Below are 655 nucleotides of genomic sequence, written 5' to 3'. Positions count from 1 at the left end.
ATTCAGTACGATTTCGACGACGAAAAAATCTATTGCTCCGAACTGATCTTCAAAGCCTTTCGCGATGTCTTTCACGAAGACCTAGGCGAAGTCGTCACTCTTGGCGACCTCGACTGGCGGCCCTACGAAGAGTTCATCCGCAGCATCGATCCATCGCTTCCGTTGGAACGGAAAATGATCACCCCTAGGCACCTTTCGGAAGCCGCTCAACTCGAACCGGTCTGCGTATCCATAAAACGATGACACAACACCAAACCATTCACAGCTAGACAGCCTCACGCTCCGAACAATCTGCTCGCCCCCGAAAGCATTCGGCCCATCCAAGACCAGACCTCATAAGAACATCCAGCCTCATGCCCTCATCCGAAACCGCCAGCGACAATATCGCCCTTCTCATCGATGCGGACAACGCCCCTGCCGCCAAGATCGATTTCATCATCGCCGAACTCGCCAGCTACGGCAGCGTCAGCATCCGACGAGCTTACGGCAATTGGAAGAAAACCAGCCTCTCCGGCTGGGAGAAAGTGCTGCACGACTACGCCATCCAGCCCATCCAGCATTTCGACATCGTCAAGGGCAAGAACGCCTCCGACATGGCCTTGCTCATCGAAGCCATGGACATCCTCTACACCAAAGACGTGGGCACCTTCTGCCT

2 protein-coding genes are annotated in these 655 nt (G+C 54.7%); both read left to right on the top strand.

The annotated features are described in order from the left end of the window. Positions 1–243: hypothetical protein (locus tag QEH54_RS22805; RefSeq protein WP_309021040.1), on the top strand; the 243-nt coding region annotated here is incomplete at its 5' end. A gap of 110 nt (positions 244–353) precedes the next feature. Beyond that, the coding region (locus QEH54_RS22800; protein WP_309021039.1) for an NYN domain-containing protein at positions 354–655 on the top strand (302 nt) is incomplete at its 3' end.

The sequence above is a fragment of the Pelagicoccus sp. SDUM812003 genome, assembly GCF_031127815.1.
In the GTDB taxonomy this organism is placed as follows: Bacteria; Verrucomicrobiota; Verrucomicrobiia; order Opitutales; family Opitutaceae; genus Pelagicoccus.
This window is presented reverse-complemented; position numbering and strand designations above follow the sequence as displayed.